15 protein-coding genes are annotated in these 16,998 nt (G+C 73.8%); 9 read left to right on the forward strand and 6 right to left on the reverse strand.

Annotated elements, in window-relative coordinates; all coding sequences use genetic code 11:
- The first annotated feature begins 34 nt into the window (after positions 1 to 34).
- Positions 35 to 1,789 (forward strand): NAD+ synthase, encoded by a 1,755-nt coding sequence (locus LG632_RS17010; RefSeq protein ID WP_226728162.1) that lies wholly within the window; start codon positions 35 to 37, stop codon positions 1,787 to 1,789.
- Positions 1,790 to 1,907: 118 nt separating this feature from the next.
- Here LG632_RS17010 and LG632_RS17015 read toward each other — a convergent pair whose 3' ends face one another.
- Positions 1,908 to 2,927 carry an endonuclease/exonuclease/phosphatase family protein gene (locus tag LG632_RS17015; RefSeq protein ID WP_226728163.1) on the reverse strand — a complete coding sequence of 340 codons (1,020 nt, stop codon included), beginning with the start codon at positions 2,925 to 2,927 and terminating at the stop codon, positions 1,908 to 1,910.
- A 307-nt stretch (positions 2,928 to 3,234) separates the two neighbouring features.
- On the opposite strand from LG632_RS17015, the gene panB reads away from it, so the two are divergent.
- The 3 genes from panB (at position 3,235) to LG632_RS17030 (ending at position 6,194) form a co-directional block, all read left to right on the forward strand.
- Entirely contained in the window at positions 3,235 to 4,101 is an 867-nt protein-coding gene (gene panB, locus LG632_RS17020; RefSeq protein WP_226728164.1) for a 3-methyl-2-oxobutanoate hydroxymethyltransferase, read from the forward strand.
- A gap of 153 nt (positions 4,102 to 4,254) precedes the next feature.
- Complete coding sequence (locus LG632_RS17025) at positions 4,255 to 5,334, forward strand: ATP-binding cassette domain-containing protein (RefSeq protein ID WP_226728177.1); 1,080 nt, start codon at positions 4,255 to 4,257, stop codon at positions 5,332 to 5,334.
- Complete coding sequence (locus tag LG632_RS17030) at positions 5,331 to 6,194, forward strand: ABC transporter permease (RefSeq protein WP_226728165.1); 864 nt, start codon at positions 5,331 to 5,333, stop codon at positions 6,192 to 6,194. The genes LG632_RS17025 and LG632_RS17030 overlap by 4 nt, the downstream gene beginning before the upstream one ends.
- Positions 6,195 to 6,252: 58 nt before the next feature.
- On the opposite strand, the gene LG632_RS17035 is transcribed toward LG632_RS17030, so the two are convergent.
- A complete protein-coding gene (locus tag LG632_RS17035; protein ID WP_226728166.1) occupies positions 6,253 to 9,726 on the reverse strand; it encodes an AfsR/SARP family transcriptional regulator in 3,474 nt (1,157 codons plus the stop codon).
- Between the two features lie 128 nt (positions 9,727 to 9,854).
- On the opposite strand from LG632_RS17035, the gene LG632_RS17040 reads away from it, so the two are divergent.
- Entirely contained in the window at positions 9,855 to 10,658 is an 804-nt protein-coding gene (locus LG632_RS17040) for a site-2 protease family protein (protein ID WP_226728167.1), read from the forward strand.
- A 23-nt stretch (positions 10,659 to 10,681) separates the two neighbouring features.
- On the opposite strand, the gene LG632_RS17045 is transcribed toward LG632_RS17040, so the two are convergent.
- Both LG632_RS17045 and npdG read right to left on the reverse strand, forming a co-directional pair.
- Positions 10,682 to 10,876 (reverse strand): hypothetical protein, encoded by a 195-nt coding sequence (locus LG632_RS17045; protein WP_226728168.1) that lies wholly within the window; start codon positions 10,874 to 10,876, stop codon positions 10,682 to 10,684.
- 164 nt (positions 10,877 to 11,040) lie between these two features.
- A complete protein-coding gene (npdG, locus tag LG632_RS17050) occupies positions 11,041 to 11,742 on the reverse strand; it encodes an NADPH-dependent F420 reductase (protein ID WP_226728169.1) in 702 nt (233 codons plus the stop codon).
- A 95-nt stretch (positions 11,743 to 11,837) separates the two neighbouring features.
- On the opposite strand from npdG, the gene LG632_RS17055 reads away from it, so the two are divergent.
- Entirely contained in the window at positions 11,838 to 12,452 is a 615-nt protein-coding gene (locus LG632_RS17055; protein ID WP_226728170.1) for a hypothetical protein, read from the forward strand.
- A gap of 81 nt (positions 12,453 to 12,533) precedes the next feature.
- Here the strand turns inward: LG632_RS17055 and LG632_RS17060 are convergent, their stop codons facing one another.
- Complete coding sequence (locus LG632_RS17060) at positions 12,534 to 12,812, reverse strand: hypothetical protein (RefSeq protein WP_226728171.1); 279 nt, start codon at positions 12,810 to 12,812, stop codon at positions 12,534 to 12,536.
- 58 nt (positions 12,813 to 12,870) lie between these two features.
- On the opposite strand from LG632_RS17060, the gene map reads away from it, so the two are divergent.
- Positions 12,871 to 13,728, forward strand: a complete 858-nt coding sequence (map, locus tag LG632_RS17065; RefSeq protein ID WP_226728172.1) for a type I methionyl aminopeptidase — start codon at positions 12,871 to 12,873, stop codon at positions 13,726 to 13,728.
- Positions 13,729 to 13,933: 205 nt separating this feature from the next.
- Positions 13,934 to 14,581, forward strand: coding sequence for a biliverdin-producing heme oxygenase (locus tag LG632_RS17070; RefSeq protein WP_226728173.1), 648 nt, complete (start codon positions 13,934 to 13,936; stop codon positions 14,579 to 14,581).
- 79 nt (positions 14,582 to 14,660) lie between these two features.
- Here LG632_RS17070 and LG632_RS17075 read toward each other — a convergent pair whose 3' ends face one another.
- Complete coding sequence (locus tag LG632_RS17075) at positions 14,661 to 15,320, reverse strand: PhzF family phenazine biosynthesis protein (RefSeq protein WP_226728174.1); 660 nt, start codon at positions 15,318 to 15,320, stop codon at positions 14,661 to 14,663.
- Positions 15,321 to 15,752: 432 nt separating this feature from the next.
- Here LG632_RS17075 and efeO point away from each other — a divergent pair, with 432 nt between their 5' ends.
- On the forward strand, positions 15,753 to 16,901 hold the full coding sequence (gene efeO, locus LG632_RS17080) for an iron uptake system protein EfeO (protein WP_226728175.1): 1,149 nt from the start codon (positions 15,753 to 15,755) through the stop codon (positions 16,899 to 16,901).
- Positions 16,902 to 16,998 lie beyond the last annotated feature (97 nt).

Genomic DNA, 16,998 nt, shown 5'->3' on the forward strand with positions numbered 1-16,998 from the left:
TCAGAAGGACGATTACTCGATTACACTGGGCCCCGTGCCTCAACTTCGCCTCGCTCTGAATCAGATCGACTCGCACGTGGGCGCGATCGCGGCCAACGCCGACTCGATCGTCCACTGGACCCGGCACTCCGCCGAGCAGGGCGCCCACCTGGTGGCGTTTCCCGAGATGGTGCTCACCGGCTATCCCGTCGAGGACCTCGCCCTGCGCGCCTCCTTCGTCGAGGCCTCCCGCACGGCCCTGCGCGAGCTCGCCGAGCGGCTCGCCGCGGAGGGCCTGGGCGAACTGCCCGTCGTCGTCGGCTACCTCGACCGCGCCGAGAAGGGCACCCCCCGCCTCGGCCGCCCGGCCGGCGCCCCGCAGAACGCCGCCGCGGTGCTGCACGGCGGCAAGGTGGTGCTCCGCTTCGCCAAGCATCACCTCCCCAACTACGGCGTCTTCGACGAGTTCCGCTACTTCGTCCCCGGCGACACCCAGCCGGTCCTGCGGGTGCGCGGCGTGGACGTGGCCCTGGCCATCTGCGAGGACCTCTGGCAGGAAGGCGGCCGGGTCCCGGCCACCCGCACGGCGGGGGCCGGACTGCTGCTGTCCGTCAACGCCTCGCCGTACGAGCGCAACAAGGACGACCTGCGCCTGGAACTGGTGCGCAAGCGCGCCCAGGAGGCCGGCTGCACCCTCGCCTACCTGGCGATGATGGGCGGTCAGGACGAGCTGGTCTTCGACGGCGACACGATCGTGGTGGACCGGGACGGCGAGGTGGTCGCCCGCGCCCCGCAGTTCTCCGAGGGCTGCGTCCTGGTGGACCTCGACCTGCCGGCCGCCGCGCCGGACGCCCCCGAGGGCGTGGTCGACGACGGTCTGCGCATCGACCGGGTGGTCCTGTCCGAGGCGCCGGCGCAGGACTACGAGCCGGTGGTCACCGGCGGGTACGCCGACCGCCTGGACGACGAGGAGGAGATCTACGACGCGCTGGTCGTGGGCCTGCGCGCGTACGTACGGAAGAACGGTTTCCGCTCGGTCCTGGTGGGCCTGTCCGGCGGTATCGACTCGGCGCTGGTCGCCGCGATCGCCTGCGACGCGGTCGGGGCGCAGAACGTGTACGGCATCTCCATGCCCTCGAAGTACTCCTCCGAGCACTCCCGGCAGGACGCGGCCGAGCTGGCGCGCCGCACCGGGTTGAACTTCCGTACGGTCTCCATCGAGCCGATGTTCGACGCGTACATGGGGGCCCTGGGGCTGACCGGGCTCGCCGAGGAGAACCTCCAGTCGCGGCTGCGCGGCACCCTGCTGATGGCCGTGTCCAACCAGGAGGGCCACATCGTGCTGGCGCCGGGCAACAAGTCCGAGCTGGCGGTGGGCTACTCGACGCTCTACGGCGACTCGGTCGGCGCGTACGGCCCGATCAAGGACGTGTACAAGACGGACGTCTTCCGGCTCGCGGCCTACCGCAACCGGGCCGCCCAGGAGCGGGACGAGACCCCGCCGATCCCGGAGAACTCGATCACGAAGCCGCCGAGCGCCGAGCTGCGCCCGGGCCAGGTGGACACCGACTCGCTGCCGGACTACCCGGTGCTCGACGCGATCCTCACCCGGTACGTGGACGGCGACCAGGGCCTGGAGGAGATCGTGGCGGCCGGCTTCGACCGGGAGCTGGTGGCGCGGACGCTGCGGATGGTGGACACGGCCGAGTACAAGCGGCGCCAGTACCCGCCGGGCACCAAGATCTCCGCGAAGGGCTTCGGCAAGGACCGCCGGCTGCCGATCACCAACGGCTGGCGCGAACAGGCCTGAGGAGCCGGCCCCACCGGGGCCGGCCCGCCCGGCGAGGCCCCGCCCGGCGAGGCCTGCGCCCGCCGGCTCCGCCCGCCCGCCGGCCCCCCGCGGCCCCGGCGGGCGCAGGCCCCGCCGGCTACAGCGTGAGCCGGGCGGCGATCGGCAGGTGGTCGCTGCCCGTGCGCGGCAGGGTCCAGGAGGCCTCCGGCCGGATGCCGCGGACCATGATCTGGTCGATCCGGGCCATCGGGAACTGGGCCGGCCAGCTGAAGCCGAAGCCGTCGCCCGCCGCGCCCTGGGTGGAGCGCATCTGGGAGGTCACCGGGGACAGCGCCCGGTCGTTCATGGTGCCGTTGAGGTCGCCCATCAGGACCACCCGCAGCTGCTCGCGGGCCATGGCCTGGCCCAGCGCCTCGGCGCTGTTGTCGCGCTGGTTGGCGGTGAAGCCGGCGTCGAGCTTGACCCGGACCGAGGGCAGGTGGGCGACGTAGACGGCGATCGGTCCGCGCCGGGTCTCGACTGTGGTGCGCATGGCCCGGGTCCAGCCCATCTTGATGTCCACCGGCTGGCTGGAGGTCAGCGGGAACTTGCTCCACACGCCGACCGTGCCCTCCACCGCGTGGAAGGGGTACGTCGCCGCGAGCGCCTGCTCGTAGACGGGCACCGCGCTGGGCTTGAGCTCGGTCAGGGCGAGCACGTCGGCGCCGGCGCGGGCGACGGAGGCGGCGGTGCCGCGCGGGTCGGGGTTGTCGGCGTCCACGTTGTGGGAGGCCACCATCAGGTTGCCGCCGGGGCCGGACTTGTCGGTGACGAGGCTGCCGAAGAGGTTCACCCAGACGACGGCGGTCAGCGTGACGGCGAGCAGCGCGGTGGCGGACCTGCGCCACAGGGCGCCGGCCAGCAGCACCGGGACGGCCAGCCCCAGCCAGGGCAGGAAGGTCTCGATGAGGCTGCCGGTGTTGCCGATGTCGTTGGGCAGCTCCGCGTGGAAGATCATCACGAGGGCGATCAGCACCGCCACGGACGCGACCACGACGCCGCGGCGCCACGTCCCGCGGTCCTTGAGCAGGCCGGTCAGCCGCCGCAGGAAGCGGGATCCGGAGGGCTCGGGCTCCGAGCCGCCGTTCCCCGTCTCCGTCACGTACGCCTGTGCCATGCCACTGTCCTCGCTGCCGTGCTTGCGCTCCGTCCCCGCCCCTTGACCCTAGGCGATATACGGAGCCTTCCCTACCGGTCTGTCCTGTCGGTACACCGGGAGGACGAAGGGGCCGGCGGCCAGGGTTCCGTCTGTCACGAAACGCGCACATTCACGGGGGTGCGCTCGGCACCGGCCCCCCGGTGTGACGCAGGCGTCACCGGGCGGCGCGCCGCCCACTACCGGGCGGGCCGACCGAATGCCACCATGGTGGGTGAGTCCGGGGACGCCGTGAGGGCGCCTCGAGATGACACAAGGAGCAGTTGCAATGACGCATGCCGTTTCGCATGCCCCGGAACAGGGCAAGGTGGGACCCACCCTGTACGGAGGCAAGGGCACCCGGCGCATCACCGTCCGCGACCTCACCCAAGCCAAGGAGCGCGGCGAGAAGTGGCCCATGCTCACCGCCTACGACGCGATGACCGCGTCGGTCTTCGACGAGGCCGGCATCCCGGTCATCCTCGTCGGTGACTCGATGGGCAATTGCCACCTCGGCTACGACACCACCGTGCCCGTCACGATGGACGAGATGACCCTGCTGTCGGCCGCCGTGGTACGCGGCACCAGCCGGGCCCTGGTCGTCGGCGACCTGCCGTTCGGCTCCTACCAGGAGGGGCCCGTGCAGGCCCTGCGCAGCGCCACCCGGCTGGTCAAGGAGGCGGGCGTCGGCGCGGTCAAGCTGGAGGGCGGCGAGCGCTCGCTGGCCCAGACCGAGCTGATCGTGCAGTCCGGCATCCCGGTCATGTCCCACCTGGGCCTGACCCCGCAGTCCGTCAACGCCATGGGCTACCGGGTGCAGGGCCGCGGGGACGAGGCGGCGCACCAGCTGCTGCGCGACGCCAAGGCGGCGCAGGACGCGGGCGCGTTCGCCGTCGTGCTCGAACTGGTGCCGGCGGAGCTGGCTGCCGAGGTCACCCGCTCGCTGCACATCCCGACCGTGGGCATCGGCGCCGGGTCGGAGTGCGACGCGCAGGTGCTCGTGTGGACGGACGCGCTCGGCCTGACGAGCGGCAAGCTGCCGCGGTTCGTCAAGAAGTACGCCGAGCTGCGCCAGGTCATGGGCGAGGCGGCGCGCGCCTTCGCCGAGGACGTGGTCGGTGGGACGTTCCCGCAGGAGGAGCACAGCTTCCACTGACCGACGACGGGTCACCGGAAGGGCTCCGACGGGGCCGCCCCCGGTGCACCGACGGCCACCGACACCTCACCGACAGCCCGCCGGCTCCGCGCCGGCGGGCTGCCGCCCGTCTGTCGGCCGGCTGTCGGTGGTTTGTCAGTGGCTGCTGGTCCCATGGTGGGCATGACGCGAAACGACAAGAACCCCCAGCGCGGCGCCCACGCCGTGGAGGTCCGGGGACTGGTCAAGCACTTCGGCGAGACCAAGGCGCTCGACGGCGTGGACCTGGACGTCCGCGAGGGCACCGTGCTCGGTGTCCTCGGCCCCAACGGCGCCGGCAAGACCACCCTGGTGCGCTGCCTGTCCACCCTGCTGGTGCCCGACGCGGGCACCGCGACCGTCGCGGGCTACGACGTGGTCCGCCAGCCGCGGCAGCTGCGCCGCACCATAGGCCTCACCGGGCAGTACGCCTCGGTCGACGAGAAGCTCTCCGGCTGGGAGAACCTCTACATGATCGGCCGCCTGCTCGACCTGTCCCGCAAGGAGGCCCGGGCCCGCGCCGACGAGATGCTGGAGCGCTTCTCCCTCACCGAGGCCGCCAAGCGCCCGGCCGGGGGGTACTCCGGCGGTATGCGCCGGCGCCTGGACCTGGCCGCCTCGATGATCGGCCGGCCGGCCGTGCTGTACCTGGACGAGCCGACCACGGGCCTGGACCCCCGCACCCGCAACGAGGTGTGGGACGAGGTGCAGCGGATGGTCGCCGAGGGCGCGACGGTCCTGCTCACCACCCAGTACATGGAGGAGGCCGAGCAGCTGGCCGACGAGCTGACCGTCATCGACCGCGGCAAGGTCATCGCCAAGGGCAAGGTGGACGAGCTCAAGGCGCGGGTCGGCGGGCGGACCATGCGGATCCGCCCGGTCGACCCCGGCGACCTGCCGGCCATGGCCCGTGCGCTGGCCGAGACCGGACTGGACGGGGTGGCCGGGACCCAGGCCGTGCCGGACGAGGGCACGCTGCTGGTGCCGATCCTCAGCGACGAGCAGCTGACCGCCGTGGTCGGCCTGCTGGCCGCCCGCGGGTACGCCATCGCCGACCTCGGCACGTACCTGCCCAGCCTGGACGAGGTGTTCCTCGCCATCACCGGCCACAGGCCCACCCGGGGCGAGGACCGCGGGTCCGCGGGGCGGCCCGGGCCCGACGCGCACACCGGGAACAACGAGCAGACCGACCAGAACGAGGAGGTCGCGGCATGAGCGCCGGCACCACGACGCCCACCCGTACGCCGTCCGGCGCGGCGACCGCCGCCGCGTCCCGGCCGGCTCCGGCCGCCGACGGGCGGCTCCCGCTGCGGTCCCACCTGCGGCACATCGGCGCGCTGGCGCGCCGCAACGCCCTGCAGATCAAGGCGGACCCGGAGTCGATGTTCGACGCCGTGCTGATGCCGGTCATCTTCGTGCTGCTGTTCGTGTTCGTCTTCGGCGGAGCGATGTTCGGCCAGGGCAACCAGGACCAGTACGTCAACTACCTCGTGCCGGGCCTGATGGCCATGATGGGCATGAACATCGCGATGGCGGTCGGCACCGGCGTCAACGACGACTTCAAGAAGGGCGTGATGGACCGGTTCCGGTCCATGCCGATCGCCCGGTCCTCGGTGCTCGTCGCGAAGATCGTGGTGGAGATCGGCCGGATGCTGGTCGCCACCACCATCCTGCTGGTGATGGGCTTCGTCATGGGCCTGACCCTGCACGGGTCGGTGCTCCAGCTGCTGGCCGCGGTCGGCCTGTCCATGGTGTTCGGCGCCTCGCTGATGTGGATCTTCATCCTGCTCGGCCTCACCATGAAGACCGCGCAGGCGGTGCAGGGCGTGGCGATGCTGGTGCTGATGCCGCTGCAGTTCGGCAGCTCCATCTTCGCCCCGACCACCTCGATGCCGGGCTGGCTGCAGTCCTTCACGGACGTCAACCCGCTGTCGAACCTCGCCGACGCGGCGCGGCACCTGATCAACGACGAAGGCGCCGTCGCGCAGCCGGTGCTGATCACCCTGGCGTGGGCGGTCGGCATCACGGCGGTCACCGCGCCGCTGGCGGTGCGCAAGTTCCGCAACAAGACCTGATCCGGGAGCCCTTCTTCCGGATCGCGTCCCGGACGAAGGCGGGGGTCGGGGGACCGGATCAGACGAGGGCGGTGGCCTCCTCCAGGGTGAGGCCGCCGCCTTCGGCGCGCGCCGACTCGTAGGCCTGCGGCCCCAGTTCGGCCAGGGCCCGCCGCTCGGCGCGCTCGCGCATCTCCCGCTCGATCGTGACCGGGAAGTGCCCGACGGGGAGCTGGGCGCGGTAGGCGCCCAGCAGCCGGGCCGCGGTGCGGTTGCGCTCCGGGCCGCCCAGCAGGGCGTACGCCTCGGCCGCGGTGACCAGGAGCGCGGCCGGCAGCTGGGGCGCGACCAGCTCCGTCAGCGGGTCACGGGCGGCGGCCAGGGCCTGGCGCACGGCCGCCAGCGCGTCCTCGTACCGGCCCTCGACGTTGTCCAGCCACGCCAGGGCGCTCAGCAGGAAGGCGTCGAAGACGGCGAAGGAGCCGAAGCGGAACTCCTCGCGCAGCGTCTGCAGTTGGACGCGGGCCTCGGCGGCGCGTCCGGTGCGGCCGTAGCGCAGGGCGAGGAAGATCCGGGCGGCGGGCATCGCCTCGTTGCCGAACTGCGGAGGGATCCGCAGGATCTCGGTGAGCATCTCCTCGGCCTCCGTGCCCTCGCCGCCCTCCAGCAGCACGCCGGCCAGGCGGACCCGCAGGACCGTCACCTGCGCCTGCGCGCCGAGCCGGCGGGCCCGGTCGACGGCCGCCCGGTAGTCCTCGGCGGCCCGGGCGTAGGCGCCGTGCCGCTCCAGGGACTCGGCGCGGGCGGAGAGCGCCTCGGCGCAGCCCCAGTCGTCGCCGAGCTCGGTGAACAGCGCCAGGCTCTCGTCGGCGTCCCGGGCGGCGTCGCCGGCCCAGTCGGCGCGGTTGGCCAGGATGTTGGCGCGCAGCTGCAGGGCGGAGGCCAGCTCCCAGCGCAGGCCGAGCGCGCGGGCGGTGTCGACGGTGGCCGTGACGAACTGCTGGAGCAGCGCCGGATCGCCGATGGTCATGACGGCGTAGAGCCACAGGGAGCCGGGCCACTTGCAGGTCTGCGGCAGGCCGGGCCGGTAGGCCCGCACGATCCCCTCGGCCCGGCGCCGCACCTCGGGGCTCTGCCAGGTCGTGGTGCGCTGGTCGCGGGCGGCCAGCCGCATCAGGCCGACGCCGCGCCAGGCCTCGGCGAGCAGGTCGCCGGTGTACGGCGGCGGCGAGTCGAGGACGCGGGCGTGCAGCGGGGGCGCGGGGGTGACGGGGGCGGTGAAGGGGTCGGGGCCGAAGGCGGCGACGACGTCGGTCCAGTGCATGAACTCCGCGCGCAGGTCGTGCATCGACCAGTACCAGGACAGGGCGTGGACGAGGCAGAGCATCTCGTCGGCGTCGCCGGCGGCCTGGGCCCGGCGCAGGGCCGTGCGCAGGTTCTCGTACTCGGCGGACAGCCGCCGGTCGGCGGCCCGCTGGTGGCGGCCGCGCAGCTGGGGCTCGCTGGTGCGGGCCAGTTCGCGGTAGTACGTCAGATGGCGGCGCTCGGTGGCCTCCTTGTCGTCCCCGGCCTCGGTGAGGCGGGCGGCGGCGTACTCGGCGACGGTCTCCAGCAGGCGGAAGCGCATGCCGTCCTCGCCGCCCGCGCCGTCGCGGCAAGGGCCGTCGTGGCAAGGGCCGCCGTCGCCCGGGCCGCCGTCGCCCGGGCCGTCGCCGTCCGGGCCGTCGCCGGGGGTGGCGACCACCAGGGACTTGTCCACCAGGGAGCCGAGCAGGGCGTCGACGTCGAGGGCGTCGAGCCGGGCGTCGGCGCACACGGCCTCGGCGGCCGCCAGGGAGCACCCGCCGGCGAAGACCGAGAGCCGCCGCAGCACGGTCCGCTCACCCTCGTCCAGCAGGTCCCAGGACCAGTCGACCACCGCGCGCAGGGTCTGCTGGCGCGGCAGGACGGTCCGGCTGCCGCTGGTCAGCAGCCGGAACCGGTCGTCGAGCCGGTCCGCGATCTGCCGCGGGCTGAGCAGCCGCAGCCGTGCCGCGGCCAGCTCGATCGCGAGCGGCAGACCGTCCAGCCGCCGGCAGATCTCGCGGACGGCGGTCAGGTCCTCGTCGACCCGGAAACCGGGGCGGGCGGCGGCCCCGCGGTCGGCGAACAGCCGTACGGCGGGCTCGGGCGGCAGCGGCTCCACGGGACGCAGGAACTCGCCGGGCACCCCGAGCGGCTCGCGGCTCGTGGCCAGCACCTGGACGCCGGGACAGCGGGCCAGCAGTTCCTCGGCGAGACGGGCGGCAGCCGCGACCAGGTGTTCGCAGTTGTCGAGGACGACGAGCATCCGGCGGCGGCCGCAGTGCTCGACCAGCCGGTGCAGCGGGTCGGTGTCGGCCGCGAGGTCGGCCAGCACCCGCAGTTCCTCGGAGGCGGCGCCGCGCAGCTTGGTGTCGCGCGCGCCGACCGCGGCGAGCGCGGCCTGGGGCACGTCCTCGGGGTCCTCGACGGGGGCCAGTTCCACGAACCAGACCCCGTCGGGCCAGCCCGCCCCGGCCCGGGCGTGCGCCTCGGCCGCCTCCTGCGACAGCCGGGTCTTCCCCGCCCCGCCGGGGCCGAGCAGGGTGACCAGCCGGGCCCGGGCCAGATCGCCGCCGATGACGCGGATGTCGTCCTCGCGGCCGACGAAGCTGGTGAGCCGGGCCCGCAGGTTCCCGGCCGGGGCGGCGGGGGGCTCCGGGGCGGCAGCGGCGGCCGGCTCCGGGGCGGCGGCCTGCACCTGGGCCGGAGCGGTGGCCGGCTCCGGGACAGCGGCAGCGGCAGCGGCGGGGTGCCGCGGTCCGGCCTGCGCCCCGGCCCGCAGCAGCTCGGCGTGCAGCTCGCGGAGCTCGGGCCCCGGGTCGGTGCCGAGCCGGTCCCCGAGGCGGCGGCGCACGGCGTCGTACGCGGCGAGGGCCTCGGCCGGGCGGCCGGTGTCGCGCAGGGCCCGGATCCGCAGGGCCTGCAGCGGTTCGTCCAGGGGGCGTTCGGCGCACAGCGCGGTGAGCTCCGGCAGCACCCGCCCGGCCCGGCCCAGCGCCACCGCGGCGGTCAGCCGGCCCCGGCGCGCGTCGAGCCGTACGGCCTCCCAGCGGGCGGCCTCGGCCCCGGGTTCGGGCAGATCCGCCAGGGCGGGACCGCGCCACAGGCCGAGCGCCTCGTCGTAGAGCGCGGCGGCCCGGCCGGGATCGCCCGCGGCGAGGGCCGCGGCGGCGGTGCGGGCGAGGGCCTCGAAGCGGAACAGGTCGATGTCGTCCCGGTCGGCGACGAGCCGGTAGCCGCCGTCCTCGGAGGCGACGGCCGCCCGCCCGAGGGCCCGGCGCAACCGGGCGACGAGCGCCTGGAGCGCGGCGACCGCGTCGGCGGGCGGGTCCGCGGCCCACACCTCGTCCACGAGGACGCCGTTCGGCACGGGACGCCCGCCCCGCAGCGCGAGCGCGGTGAGCAGCGCCCGCAACCGCGCCCCGCCGACCGGCACGGCGGTCCCGTCGGCCCGGACCGCCTGCCCACTCCCAAGAATCCCGTAACGCACCGCCCCATTCTCCCCGCCACCACCGACGGCCCCGCCCGGATTTTCCCGGCCGCCGGCCCCGGCCCGGCGAGGGCCCGGGTCACGGCCCGCCCGGCGGGCCGGGGCCGGGGGCGGGTAGGTTTCGGCGCATGGGTCAGCAGGCGCGCCGCTTCGGGCGGCAGATCAGTCCGGTGTTCCTCGGGATCGTCGCCGTCATGGCGGTGACCGGCTGGGCGGTGTGGACGGGGTACTCGACGAGCACCGGGCTCGCCGTGTTCCTCTTCGTCACCTCCGCCTGGATCGTCTCGCTCTGCCTGCACGAGTACGCCCACGCCCGGACCGCGCTGCACAGCGGGGACCTCAGCGTGGAGGACCGCGGCTACCTGACGCTCGATCCGCTCAAGTACACCCACGCGCTGCTCAGCATCGTGCTGCCGGTGGTCTTCCTGATCCTGGGCGGGCTGGGCCTGCCCGGCGGGGCCGTGTACATCGAGCGCGGCCGGATCCGGCACCGCTGGCAGCACAGCCTGATCTCGGCCGCCGGTCCGCTGGCCAACGTCGCGTTCGCGCTCGTGTGCACCGCGCCCTTCTGGCTGGGCGGGATCGAGGACGTACCGCTGCCGTTCCGCTTCGCGCTCGGCTTCCTCGCGCTGCTCCAGGTCTCCGCCGCGATCCTGAACTTCCTGCCCGTCCCGGGCCTCGACGGCTACGGCGTGATCGAGCCCTGGCTGCCGGACCGCACCCGCCGGGAGCTGGCGCCGCTCGCGCCGGTCGGGCTGCTGCTGGTGTTCGGCCTGCTGTGGATCCCGGCCGTGAACCAGCTGTTCTTCGGATTCGTCCGCGACATCCTGGCCGCGCTCGGCGTCTCCGACCTGGAGTCGTACTGCGGCCGCGCGCTGTACACGTTCTGGCGGGAGTCGGACGGGGTGTGCGAGGTGGTGGTCCCCGGCTGAGCCGGGACCGGCGGCCGGCGCGCTCAGCCGGCCGGGCGGGCGGCCCGCGCCGCCTTCTCCGCCTTGGCCTTGCGCACGTAGAACCAGGCCATGTTGGAGGTCAGACCCGCCAGCAGCACCCAGACGATGCCGAGGAGGCTGCCCTCCACGAAGGCGACGACGGCCGCGGCCACGGCGAGGGCGCAGACGACAAGGGCGAACACGGCAAGGCGGGGCATGGGGCCACGGCTCCTCGGGGGCACTGGACGGGTCGAGCCCCTCCAGTGTCCCCCATGCGGGACCGGGCTCCGGTCCGGGCCCGCCGAGGCCGCGCGGCCGTGCCCGGCAGGGGTCTGCCGGGGCACGCGCGGCCGGTCCCGGCCGGCCGCCGTACCGACCCGTCTCAGACGTCCGTGACCCGCAGGCCCGCGTGCGCCTTGTAGCGGCGGTTGACCGAGATCAGGTTGGCTACCAGCGACTCGACCTGGTGGGCGTTGCGCAGCCGGCCCGAGAACACGCCGCGCATGCCGGGGATCCGGGCGGCCAGGGCCTGCACCAGGTCGGTGTCGGCGCGGGAGTCGCCGAGGACCATCACGTCCGTGTCGATCTCGTCGATCGACTCGTCCTGGAGCAGGACCGCCGACAGGTGGTGGAAGGCGGCCGTGACCCGGGAGTCCGGCAGCAGGGCGGCCGCCTGCTCGGCGGCCGAGCCCTCCTCCGGCTTGAGGGCGTAGGCGCCCTGCTTGTCGAAGCCCAGCGGGTTCACGCAGTCCACGACGAGCTTGCCGGCCAGCTCCTCGCGCAGCGACTCCAGCGTCCTGGCGTGGCCGTCCCACGGCACGGCGATGATCACGATGTCGCTGCGCCGCGCGCACTCGGCGTTGTCCGCGCCCTCGACGCCGAGGCCGAGTTCGTCGGCGGCGGCCCGGGCCCGCTCGGCGGCGCGCGAGCCGATGATCACCTTCTGGCCGGCCTTGGCCAGCCGGTAGGCCAGGCCGCGGCCCTGGTCACCGGTGCCGCCGAGGACACCGACGACGAGTCCCGAGACGTCCGGAAGGTCCCACGGGTCGCGGGCCGCGGGCTTGCTGTTCTCAGTGGAGGTCATGCAGGCGAGCGTACTGCCGGGTAGCGCGAGGCCGAACGGGTGAGGCGGGTGGGGACGCCTCCCGTGCCCGGACAGCGGTCGGGCAGGATGCCGCCATGGACGCCGTGAGAGTGGCGCTGCTGCGCGAGGTCCTGGCCGGTACCGAGTGGCCCGGCGCGGCGCGCCGCTTCGCCGGCTCGCTGCGCCGGTCCGTGGCACCGGCCGGCCCGGCGGCCGGGGGCGGGCTGCTGCTGGTGGGCACCGAGAGCTACGAGCCCTGGCACCTGGCGGCGCACCTGGTGGACGAGGCGGCCTGGTCCGGGCAGCCGCAGCTGGCGCCCACCCTGGTGCGGCACCGGGTCCTGCCGGGCGAGCCGCCGCACCTGTCGGTGGGGCTGGGCCGGCTGGCCACGGCCCGGCGCGGCCACACGGTGCTGGTGGTGGCTCCGGAGCGGCCCGGGGGCGGGCTGCTGGAGCGGGTGCACGACGCCCGCCGGGCGGGGGCGACCGTGCTGTCCCTGGACGGCGGGGACGAGGAACTGGGCGGTCTGGCGCACGACGCGCTGTCGGTGCCGGAGGGCGCGGGGCTCGACCTGGACACCGTGCAGCACCTGGTCAGCGCGGCGGCCGGGGAGAACAGCCTCCCTGCGCAGCGCGGGCCACGCCGGTTCCGCGACCGCCTCTCGCGGCTGGCCGACCAGCTGACGGCCCCGCCGCCGAGCCGCTGGTGAGGCGACGGTCCGGGCGTCGCACCGGGTCGCGGCCCCTCACATAGCGGTGCCTCCGGTCGCGGTGCCTCCGGTCGCGGCCCCTCAGGTCGCGGTGCCGGTGCCTGCCCCGCCCTCGCCCGCCCGGTCGGTCCCGTCGTTCCCGTCGGTCCCGTCGTTCCGGTCGTTCCAGTTCGGGTCGTTCTGCCACTGCAGGTTCCGCTCCCGGGCGGTCTCCATGGCGTGGGCCGCCTCATCGCGGGTCGTGTAGGGCCCGAAGCGGTCCTTGGCCGGGCATTCCGGCCCCTCCTCGACCTTCTGGTGGACGAGGCAGTAGTACCACTCGCCCGGCTTGCCCACCTGGCGCTTCTTGAACAGAGCCATCCGATGCTCCTTCCTCTGCCGCCATGCTGCCCGATCGGCGCTGGATACACTCGCATGCATGTCTGGCCAGTCGCTGCTCGTACCCGGCGAGCTCTCGCCCACCCGTTCCGTCCCCGGCAACATCCGCCGGCCCGAGTACGTGGGCAAGCCCGCCCCCACGCCGTACACCGGTCCGGAGGTGCAGAACGCCGAGACCGTCGAGGCCATGCGCGTCGCCGGGCGGATCGCCGCCCGGGCGATGGAGGAGGCCGCGAAGCTGATCGCGCCCGGCGTCACCACCGACGAGCTGGACCGGGTCGCGCACGAGTACATGTGCGACCACGGCGCCTACCCCTCCACGCTGGGCTACCGCGGCTTCCCGAAGTCGCTGTGCGCCTCGGTCAACGAGGTCATCTGCCACGGCATCCCCGACTCCACGGTGCTGCGCGACGGCGACATCGTGAACCTCGACGTGACGGCGTACATCGGCGGTGTGCACGGCGACAACAACGCCACCTACCTGTGCGGTGACGTGGACGAGGAGTCCCGGCTGCTGGTGGAGCGCACCCGCGAGGCCCTGAACCGGGCGATCAAGGCCGTCCGGCCGGGCCGCCAGATCAACATCATCGGCCGGGTGATCGAGTCGTACGCCAAGCGGTTCGGCTACGGCGTGGTCCGGGACTTCACCGGGCACGGCATCAACACGGCGTTCCACTCCGGCCTGATCATCCCGCACTACGACAGCCCGCACGCCACCACCGTGATGCAGCCGGGGATGACCTTCACGATCGAGCCGATGCTGACGCTGGGCACCCACGAGTACGACATGTGGGAGGACGGCTGGACGGTCGTCACCAAGGACCGCAAGCGCACCGCGCAGTTCGAGCACACGCTGGTCGTGACGGAGACCGGGGCGGACATCCTCACCCTTCCGTAGGCGCGCAGGGCCCCGGGCCGGCAGGCCCGCAGGCCCCAGCGCCCGGGCGTACCGCGGCCGTCCCTTCGGGGGCGGCCGTTTCGCATGCCCGGCCCCGGGGAAAGATACCGACACAGCGTCGGGAAGATGTTGACTTAGGTAAGCCTAAGGAGGAGGATCGGGCCGGGCCCGCCCCTCTCCCACCCCGGATCTACGGAGGTCCGCCTTGGACGCCTTCTCCACCGCCATCCGTGTCGCCTCGCACGAGCAGCACACCGAGGCCGAGACCTCCACGTTCATGAGCGACCTGCTCGGCGGCCGGCTGGGGGTGGACGCCTACGCGCGCTACACGGAGCAGCTGTGGTTCGTGTACCGGGCCCTGGAGGACGCGGCCGACTCCCTGCGCGACGACCCGGTGGCCGGCCCGTTCATACGCCCGGAGCTGATGCGCCTGGCCGCCATCGAGCGGGACCTGTCCCATCTGCGCGGCCCCGGCTGGCGGGCCACGCTCACCGCCCTGCCGGCCACCCGCGCGTACGCCGCCCGGATCGCGCAGTGCGCCGCCGAGTGGCCCGGCGGCTACGTCGCCCACCACTACACGCGCTACCTGGGCGACCTCTCCGGCGGCCAGATCATCCGCGACAAGGCCGAGCGCACCTGGGGCTTCGCACGCAAGGGCGACGGGGTGCGGTTCTACGTCTTCGAGCAGATCGCCAACCCGGCCGCCTTCAAGCGGACCTACCGCGAGCTGCTGGACGCGATCGCCGCGGACGACCTGGAGAAGCAGCGCATCATCGACGAGTGCAAGCGCGCCTTCGACTTCAACGGCGCGGTCTTCCGCGAACTGGGCGAGCAGTTCCCGCTCAGCGCCTGAGCGGGAGGCTCCCGCTCAGCGCCTGAACGGGAAGCTCCCGCTCAGCGCCTGAACGGGAAGCTCCCCCGGCGCCCCCGCCCTACGGGACGGCGGGGGCGAAGCGGACCCGGCCGCCGATCTCGACGGTGCCGTCGGGGCCGGGAGCGGTGAGGATCTGGGAGCCGGCGCCCTGGGTGATGTTCAGGGCCCGCCCCAGCTCGGCCGTCAGCAGCAGCGCCGCCGAGCCGGTGGCCTCGTCCTCGGCGATCACCCCGTCGGGGCGGCGCGGGAAACCGCGGGCGCGGACGCGACCGGCGGGCTCGTCCTCCCAGGCCCACGCGTACAGCCAGCCCTCGCCCGGCGGCGGCGCGGGCAGCGCGTCGACCTCGGCCGGGCTGGCGTACTGCTGGGTGCGCTTGCCCTCGACCCACTCGGGGCGGGCGGTGATCCAGGTGAACTCGCCGTCGTCACGCGCCCAGACCGAGCCGGCGGGCGGCTGGAGCTCCTCGATGTCCAGCAGCCAGGCCACCCCGACGAGCGGGTGGCCGGCAAAAGCCATCCGGGTCCCCGGGGTGCGGATGTCGACGATCCCGCGCTCGGGATCGTCGACGAACACCGTCTCGCTGTAGCCGAGTTCGGCCGCGAGCGCCTGGCGGGAGGCGTCGTCGGGGCAGGTGCGGCCGTCGCGCACGACGCCCAGCAGATTGCCGTGGCTGCCGTCCCCCGCGCAGAAGACCTTGAGCACGTCGAGATCGTTCATCCGGGCATTCAAACACGCTCGGTCGACGGCCGGTCACCAGAACACCTGCCCCACGGGCCGCACCGGGCCGGTCCGCCTCCATCCGATCCGGCTCCCTCCGGTCCGCCTCCCTCCGGTCCGGCTCCTTCCGGTTCCGCCTCGGTCCGGTCCGCCTCGTCCGGTTCCCTCGCTCCCGTCCGCCTCCGTCCGCCTCCGTCCGGCCCGGCCCCGACCGGTCCGGACTGTGGGACGCAGACCCTCCCTTTGCCTCCGTTTGACTGCACCGTGGCCCGCCCGTGAGGCCGCCGTGACGGCCCCGTAGCCGGGCGCCGCGGTGTGAACCGAATCACTGGACGACCGGCTCGTGGTGAGGTAAGCCTCGGTTAAGTTAGGTCCGCCTTTCTGGCCCGTCACCCCGTCGGGGGCGGGCCTCGCCGACGTCCAGGAGTCCGCATGCGCCCCGCCCGTTCCACCGTCGTCACCGCAGCCGCCGTCGTGGCCGCGCTCACCGCGGTCAGCGGCTGCGCCGACAAGAGCGCGAAGGCCGCGGACGCCCTGCACGTGACCTCCACCGACTCCGAGTGCCGGCTGTCGGCCGCCGAGGTTCCCGCGGGCAAGGTCACCCTGGAGGTCGAGAACAAGGGCTCCAAGGTCACCGAGGTCTACGTGCTCTTCCCGGACGACCGGATCGTCACCGAGCGCGAGAACATCGGCCCCGGCACCAAGGCCACCATCACCGCCGAGATCAAGCCCGGCGAGTACGAGATCGCCTGCAAGCCCGGCATGAAGGGCGACGGCATCCGCTCCAAGCTCAAGGCCACCGGCACCGGTACCACCGAGAAGCGCAGCCCGGAGGCGGACGCGGCGGTCGCCGAGTACCGCAAGTACGTCCAGCAGCAGGCCGACGAGACCCTGCCCAAGGCGCAGGCCTTCGCGGACGCCGTCAAGGCCGGCGACGTCGAGGCGGCCAAGAAGGCGTACGCGGTCTCCCGCATCGGCTGGGAGCGCACGGAGCCGGTCGCGGAGTCCTTCGGCGACATCGACCCGAAGGTCGACGTCCGCGAGGACGGCCTGGAGGCCGGCCATGGCCCGGCCAAGGACTGGACCGGCTGGCACCGCCTGGAGAAGGCGCTGTGGCAGGACGGCAAGATCGGCGACGCCGAGAAGAAGCTCGCCGACCAGCTGATGGCCGACCTCACCGACTGGCAGAAGAAGGTCGGCCAGGCCGAGATCACCCCGACCTCCATGGCCAACGGCGCCAAGGAGCTCCTCGACGAGGTCGCCAGCGGCAAGGTGACCGGCGAGGAGGAGCGCTACAGCCACACCGACCTGGTCGACTTCAAGGCCAACGTCGAGGGCGCGCAGAAGGCCTACGAGCTGCTCAAGCCGGTCGCCGCCAAGAACGACCCGGCGCTCGCCACCGAGCTGGACAAGCAGTTCGCCGCGATGGGCGCCCTGCTCGACAAGTACCGGGCCGACAAGAACTCCTACGAGTTCGAGTCCTACGACAAGGTCGCCGAGCCCCAGCGCAAGGAGCTCTCGGACGCCGTCTCCGCCCTCGGTGAGCCGCTGTCCAAGCTCGCCGCGGCCGTCGTGAAGTAGTCGGGGGCCCGTGATGCCGGAGCAGAACGAGAAGAACACCGCGGCCGCGGACACCACGGCCGCCGCGGACGCCGGGGCGCAGGCCCCGGCGCAGGCC

Origin of the sequence: Streptomyces antimicrobicus (genome assembly GCF_020532625.1) — a bacterium.
GTDB classification, from domain to species: Bacteria; Actinomycetota; Actinomycetes; order Streptomycetales; family Streptomycetaceae; genus Streptomyces; species Streptomyces antimicrobicus.

Coding starts and splice junctions, on each gene's coding strand:
- LG632_RS17015 (WP_226728163.1), bottom strand. CDS start 2,927: ATGGCACAGGCGTACGTGACGGAGACGGGGAACGGCGGCTCGGAGCCC.
- panB (WP_226728164.1), top strand. CDS start 3,235: ATGACGCATGCCGTTTCGCATGCCCCGGAACAGGGCAAGGTGGGACCC.
- LG632_RS17025 (WP_226728177.1), top strand. CDS start 4,255: ATGGTGGGCATGACGCGAAACGACAAGAACCCCCAGCGCGGCGCCCAC.
- LG632_RS17030 (WP_226728165.1), top strand. CDS start 5,331: ATGAGCGCCGGCACCACGACGCCCACCCGTACGCCGTCCGGCGCGGCG.
- LG632_RS17040 (WP_226728167.1), top strand. CDS start 9,855: ATGGGTCAGCAGGCGCGCCGCTTCGGGCGGCAGATCAGTCCGGTGTTC.
- LG632_RS17045 (WP_226728168.1), bottom strand. CDS start 10,876: ATGCCCCGCCTTGCCGTGTTCGCCCTTGTCGTCTGCGCCCTCGCCGTG.
- npdG (WP_226728169.1), bottom strand. CDS start 11,742: ATGACCTCCACTGAGAACAGCAAGCCCGCGGCCCGCGACCCGTGGGAC.
- LG632_RS17055 (WP_226728170.1), top strand. CDS start 11,838: ATGGACGCCGTGAGAGTGGCGCTGCTGCGCGAGGTCCTGGCCGGTACC.
- LG632_RS17060 (WP_226728171.1), bottom strand. CDS start 12,812: ATGGCTCTGTTCAAGAAGCGCCAGGTGGGCAAGCCGGGCGAGTGGTAC.
- map (WP_226728172.1), top strand. CDS start 12,871: ATGTCTGGCCAGTCGCTGCTCGTACCCGGCGAGCTCTCGCCCACCCGT.
- LG632_RS17075 (WP_226728174.1), bottom strand. CDS start 15,320: ATGAACGATCTCGACGTGCTCAAGGTCTTCTGCGCGGGGGACGGCAGC.
- efeO (WP_226728175.1), top strand. CDS start 15,753: ATGCGCCCCGCCCGTTCCACCGTCGTCACCGCAGCCGCCGTCGTGGCC.